Origin of the sequence: Streptomyces sp. YS-3 (assembly GCF_045257485.1) — a bacterium.
GTDB lineage: Bacteria > Actinomycetota > Actinomycetes > Streptomycetales > Streptomycetaceae > Streptomyces.
Map to the genome: position 1 here is coordinate 1 of NZ_JBJHPC010000469.1, position 5,666 is coordinate 5,666.

Here is a 5,666-nt window from a genome sequence, read left to right on the forward strand (position 1 = left end):
CCGCACCTCCCGGCACCCCCCGCTCACCGCCGGTGAGCACTCGGTGCTGCCCTCGTCACCCTGTGGTCCGATCATCCTTCGTCCGTAACCCAAGTGCCGCGTCCCTCGTTGTGCCGGATGCAGGCTCCCTGTGGTCACGTCATGCTCACAGCCGCTCACTCGATCGTGTGGATGTGCTCAAGACGTGCAACCTTCCAGGCCCCTTGGGGAGTCGACCGTGATGACGAGAGGAGGTGCCGCCAGTGATCGCGAACGTATCGGCGCACCGGCGGGCGAACGCCTTCGCCCAGGCCCTGGAAGAAGCCTCGGCGGCCCAGCAGTCACCCGCCACCCCGGCCGCCCAGGCCGAACAGGCGGCGGAGGCCGACCTGTTGACCCTGGCGACCGTCCTCGGCGACCTGCCGAAACCGGAGCTGGACCCACAGGTGAAGGTGGAGCAGCGGGCGCTGCTCGTGGCCGCCATGGAGCAGATGTTCGCTTCTGGTGGCGCCGCCGACCCTCAGGTGCCCGAGCAGCGGGCCGGCCGGGGAGCCCACCGGGCGGCCCCGCTCCGGAAATTGCGCCCCCGCTCCCGCTGGTCGAAGGGCATCGCTGCGGGCGGCCTCAGCATCGGTGTGGCCGCGGGCGCGTTCAGCGGCGTGGCCGCTGCCAGCTCCGACGCCCTCCCCGGTGACTCGCTGTACGGGCTGAAGCGCGGCATGGAGGACCTCAAGCTCAACCTGGCGGACGACGACGCCGACCGCGGCCGGATCTACCTCGACCAGGCCTCCACCCGGCTCAGCGAGGCCCGCCGCCTCATGGAGCGCGGCCGGGCCGGCGACCTCGACCACGAGCAGCTCAGCGAGGTCCGCCGCGCCCTGAGCGGTATGCAGCACGACGTGTCCGAAGGCCACCGCCTCCTCCACGCCGCGTACGCCAAGGACGGCTCGCTCGGCCCCATGGCCGCCCTGTCGTCGTTCGCCTCGGCACACCGCGAAAGCTGGAGCAGGCTGCGCGACAAGCTGCCCGCCCAGCTCACCGACGTCGGAGATCAGGTCACCTCCGTCTTCGTCGCCATAGACCAAGAGGTCGAGCCGCTGCGCTCGATGCTCCCCGCGCCCAAGACCAGAACCCACGGGCGTACGGACACGACGCACCACGGCGAGACGAGCCACACGTCCCGCCCGGCCCCGGCGCCCTCGTCCCCGGCGCACGGCACGGCGAGCGGCGGCGGCACCAAGTCGCAGCAGCCCACCACCCCGGGCACCAAACCCAACGAGGGCCTGCTCGGCGGCAACACCGGCGGCCTGCTCGACCCGCCCGCCAAGAGCACCCCGCCGACCTCCGGCACCACCCCGGCCAAACCGCCGGTCCCGGACGTCACCCTGCCCCCGCTGCTGCCCGGCCTGCTCCCGGGCCTGGGCATCGACGGCGAGGAAGCGAAGTAGCTCCACCGGACACGGGTGTGGGGCGCGCCTTCACACGAAGGCGCGCCCCACACCCGTAAATCCCCCACCCGTGAAAAGGTCTGACCCGCGGCTAGAAGAACACCGACCGCCGCTGCACCAGCAGCTTGTAGAGCGTGTGCTGGATCTGCTCCCGCACCTGGTCCGTCAGGTTGAACATCAGCATCGGGTCCTCCGCCGCCTCCGGCGGATAGCCGTCCGTCGGGATCGGCTCACCGAACTGGATCGTCCACTTCGTCGGCAGCGGCACCAGACCGGCCGGCCCCAGCCACGGGAACGTGGGCGTGATCGGGAAGTACGGGAAGCCCAGCAGCCGGGCCAGCGTCTTGGCGTTGCCGATCATCGGGTAGATCTCCTCGGCCCCGACGATCGAGCACGGCACGATCGGCGTCCCGGTCCGCAGCGCGGTCGACACGAACCCGCCCCGCCCGAACCGCTGGAGCTTGTACCGCTCGCTGAACGGCTTGCCGATGCCCTTGAAGCCCTCCGGCATCACCCCGACGACCTCTCCGCGCTCCAGCAGCGCCTGGGCGTCCTCCGCGCAGGCCAGCGTGTGCCCGGCCTTGCGGGCCAGCTCGTTGACGACCGGCAGCATGAACACCAGGTCCGCCGCCAGCAGTCGCAGGTGCCGCTGCGCCGGATGGTGGTCGTGGACCGCCACCTGCATCATCAGCCCGTCCAGCGGCAGCGTCCCGGAGTGGTTGGCGACGACCAGCGCCCCGCCCTCGGCCGGGATGTTCTCGACGCCCTTCACCTCCACCCGGAAGTACTTCTCGTGGAAGGGGCGGAGCAGCGACATCAGGACCTGGTCGGTGAGCTCCTCGTCGTAGCCGAACTCGTCGACCTCGTACTCACCGGTGATCCGCCGCCGCAGGAACGCGAGGCCGCCCGCGATCCTGCGGTCCCAGTGAGCACCGGGCCGCTCGCGCACCCCCTCACCGTCCGGCCGCTGCGGCGCGACGGCCTCAGCGGCCTCCTGCGGGCCCTGGCCGCCCTGCGGGCCCTGGGAGACGGCCTGCTGGCCCGGCAGAGCGCTCACCGGGGCCGCAGGCGCGTCCGGGGCCGCGCCCCGCGGGCCGCCGGAGCGGCGGCGGGCCGGGCGCTGCGCGCCACCGCGCGAGCGGTCGTCGTCGAACGGAATGACCTTGGCGTCCGCCATCGTGCTCGATCTCCTCATTCCGCGCCGGGAGTGGACAAGGGGGAAGTCGTCGCGGTGCCGCCGGCGAACGGCCGGAAGGGCAGCGCCGCCACCCCGTCCACGGCCTTCGCCAGCGCGTCCGGCGGCAGCAGCCCGGGACCCCGGCTGCGCGCGAAGTCGGCGAACGTCTCCGCCGTCGAGTACTTCGGCTCGAACCCCAGGGTCTCCCGCATCTGCGCGGTGCTCACCACCCTGCCGTGGGTGAGCAGTCGGATCTGCTCCGGCGAGAAGTCGCTGACGCCCACCGAGCGCAGCGCCGAACCCACCCAGCGCACCGCCGGGAGCAGCACCGGCACGGTCGGCCTGCCCAGCCGCCGCGAGCACTGCGAGAGCAGCAGCACGCCGTCGCCGGCCACGTTGAAGGTGCCGCTGTTGAGCGTCCCCCGCCGGGGCTCGTGCGAGGCGATGCGCAGGACCTCGATGACGTCGTCCTCGTGGACGAACTGGAGCCGCGGGTCGTAGCCGAGGACGGTCGGCAGCACCGGCAGCGAGAAGTACTCCGCGAGCGGCGAATCCGCCCCCGGCCCCAGGATGTTCGCGAACCGCAGCACGCACACCGCCACGTCCGGCCGGCGCCGGGCGAAGCCGCGCACATACCCCTCGACCTCGACGGCGTCCTTCGCGAAGCCACCGCTGGGCAGCGACTTCGGCATCGTCGTCTCGGTGAAGACGGCCGGATCGCGCGGCGCCGACCCGTACACGCTGGTGCTCGACTTCACCACCAGCCGCCGCACCGACGGCGACTTCTGGCAGGCGCCGAGCAGCTGCATGGTGCCGATGACGTTCGTCTCCTTCACGGACGTCCGCCCGCCGGCCCCCAGCGGTGTGCCGGTGACATCCATGTGCACAACGGTGTCCACGGCGTGCTCGGCCAGCACGCGCGCGATGGCGGGCTGCCGTATGTCCGCCCGTACGAAATCGGCTCCGCCGAGATGGTGGCCGGGCGGCACGGCGTCCACGCCGATCACCCGGTCCACCTCCGGATCACGCTGGATGCGCCGTACGAGACGGCCTCCGAGCTGCCGGGCCACTCCGGTGACGAGCACGACCTTCCCCAAGATCAGCGCCTTCCTTTGGCCTGAGTTGCACCCTGGGCGCCACCGTAGCGGCTGAATGTCGCGAGGGGACGACCGCGTACGCGCGCGTGGCCGGGACAGCTCCGCCCGAGGGCCGCCGAAAGGGGCCCGGCACGGGCGTCCGACCGGCCGAGAAGGAGGGCGGGCACACCGCCGCCGAACGCACCACAGCCCTCCCACCAGGACGGCGGAAGGGCTGCGGGTTCACGTACAGCTGTCGCTTACTTCTTGTTGCGACGCTGAACGCGGGTGCGCTTGAGCAGCTTGCGGTGCTTCTTCTTAGCCATCCGCTTGCGCCGCTTCTTGATAACAGAGCCCACGACTACCCTCGCTCACTTCTCTTCACTCGGTGCGGGGCGTCTGGGCCCACACGACCTACGAGGGGCTAGCCTACCCGCCCGAGCGGAGAGGTCGTAACCGAGGACTCCGTCAGGCTGTTTCCACCCCCACGAAGGACTCTCGGAGGTACTCCTGCACCGCCTGTTCGGGGACCCGGAAGGACCGTCCCACCCGGATCGCCGGCAGATGACCGCTGTGCACCAAGCGGTACACGGTCATCTTGGACACGCGCATCACCGCGGCGACTTCCGCCACGGTCAGGAACACGACCTCGTTCAGAGGCCTCTGATCAGCAGCCATGACCCACCTGTACCTTCCGCACCCGACGCGCACCGGCTTCCCCTCCGGTGACTCTTCGTCGCTGTGCGCTCACTCCCCAGACTAGGGGCGGGTGGTGCGAGTGGGGAAGAGGAGCTGCGAACGGCCGCCTACCGTGACAGACACGCCCGATTGAGTACATAGCGAGTAAGCGGCCGGTAGTAATCAGACCGCACAGCGTCATCAAGCGGAACGACTACGGACACGCGCCCCTCGGCCTCTCCGACGAACAGCGCGGGATCGTCCGTATCGGCCAGGCCGACCGCCTCAATACCCAGCTGACCTGCTCCGCAGACCCATCCGTGATCTCCCACGACGAGGTCCGGCAGCCGCCCTCGGAGGGTCGCGGCGGCCCCCAGAGCGACCCGTACGGGCAGCGGGGAGTGGGTATGTGCGCCGGTCGCACTCCCGGCGCCTCGCGCGCCGGGTTCCCGCACCAGCGCGACTCCCCGTACGTAGTCAAGGTTGTACGTGCGTACCCCGAACCGGGTCGTTATGTCGACACATCTCCCCTGCGCGGGGGTGAGGACATCACATCCGACCGCCGACAAAGCGTCCGCGAGAGCGGCGTAGAAGGCCAGCAGCCGGTGCGGGTGCCCGGTTCCGAAGAGTACGGCTCCGCGCCGCACGGCCACGTGATGGATACGGGCGGCCAGCGCGTCGAGCCCGGCGAGGGTCCGCTCCGGGTCGATCACATCGGGCCCCGACACGTGCGCCGGGTCCGGGCTCACCCCGCACTTGTCCGCCATCAGCCGCAGTAAGTCCCGCTCGCCCCACCCCCAGGCGGGATCGAGCCCGAGCGTGACGCGCGGATCCCGGGCGGCGAACAACCGATAACTGCGCAGACTCTCCTCCCGCGAGGTGGCCACGGTCCCGGCCAACCGAGCGGCCAACAGATGCGCCCGCAGCGCCCCGGTACTCAACACCCCCCGATGCTCCCGCAAGGACCGCCACGGCGGACCAAAACGACCGGGAGAACGCACAGTTGGCGTAACCGACCGGCGCCCGCAGACCCCACCTCACAGGCGCGCGAGGAACCCACCACAACCCGCAGACAAACACCGGGCCCCTTCAGGGGCGCGGGGAACTGCGCGAGCAACCCACCACAACCCGCAGACAAMCACCGGGCCCACAAGGGGCGCGGGGAACTGCGCGACCAGCCCCCCACCGCCCCGCAGGTCACCACTGACCGAGGCACAGGGGCCGCAGGCCCAAGCCCAGGGGGCCCGGGGGCGCAACCCCCGGCAGACCACCGGAGACCACCGGCAGACCACCGCACCCCACACCCCC

6 protein-coding genes are annotated in these 5,666 nt (G+C 71.3%); 1 reads left to right on the plus strand and 5 read right to left on the minus strand.

Annotation, left to right across the window (positions count from 1 at the left end; translation table 11 throughout):
* Positions 1 to 242: 242 nt before the first annotated feature.
* Positions 243 to 1,427 carry a DUF5667 domain-containing protein gene (locus ACJA3G_RS28365; protein ID WP_406555890.1) on the plus strand — a complete coding sequence of 395 codons (1,185 nt, stop codon included), beginning with the start codon at positions 243 to 245 and terminating at the stop codon, positions 1,425 to 1,427.
* 91 nt (positions 1,428 to 1,518) lie between these two features.
* Here ACJA3G_RS28365 and ACJA3G_RS28370 read toward each other — a convergent pair whose 3' ends face one another.
* From ACJA3G_RS28370 to ACJA3G_RS28390, 5 genes are all read right to left on the minus strand, one after another.
* The gene (locus ACJA3G_RS28370; protein ID WP_406555891.1) at positions 1,519 to 2,604 is read right to left on the minus strand and encodes a lysophospholipid acyltransferase family protein; all 1,086 of its coding nucleotides are present in this window, start codon (positions 2,602 to 2,604) and stop codon (positions 1,519 to 1,521) included.
* A gap of 14 nt (positions 2,605 to 2,618) precedes the next feature.
* A complete protein-coding gene (locus ACJA3G_RS28375; protein WP_406555892.1) occupies positions 2,619 to 3,701 on the minus strand; it encodes an NAD-dependent epimerase/dehydratase family protein in 1,083 nt (360 codons plus the stop codon).
* 239 nt (positions 3,702 to 3,940) lie between these two features.
* Entirely contained in the window at positions 3,941 to 4,039 is a 99-nt protein-coding gene (locus ACJA3G_RS28380) for a 30S ribosomal protein bS22 (RefSeq protein ID WP_003948845.1), read from the minus strand.
* A 109-nt stretch (positions 4,040 to 4,148) separates the two neighbouring features.
* Positions 4,149 to 4,358 carry a helix-turn-helix domain-containing protein gene (locus ACJA3G_RS28385; protein ID WP_344078925.1) on the minus strand — a complete coding sequence of 70 codons (210 nt, stop codon included), beginning with the start codon at positions 4,356 to 4,358 and terminating at the stop codon, positions 4,149 to 4,151.
* Between the two features lie 128 nt (positions 4,359 to 4,486).
* Positions 4,487 to 5,302, minus strand: coding sequence for a phosphatase (locus ACJA3G_RS28390; RefSeq protein WP_406555893.1), 816 nt, complete (start codon positions 5,300 to 5,302; stop codon positions 4,487 to 4,489).
* Positions 5,303 to 5,666: the final 364 nt, after the last annotated feature.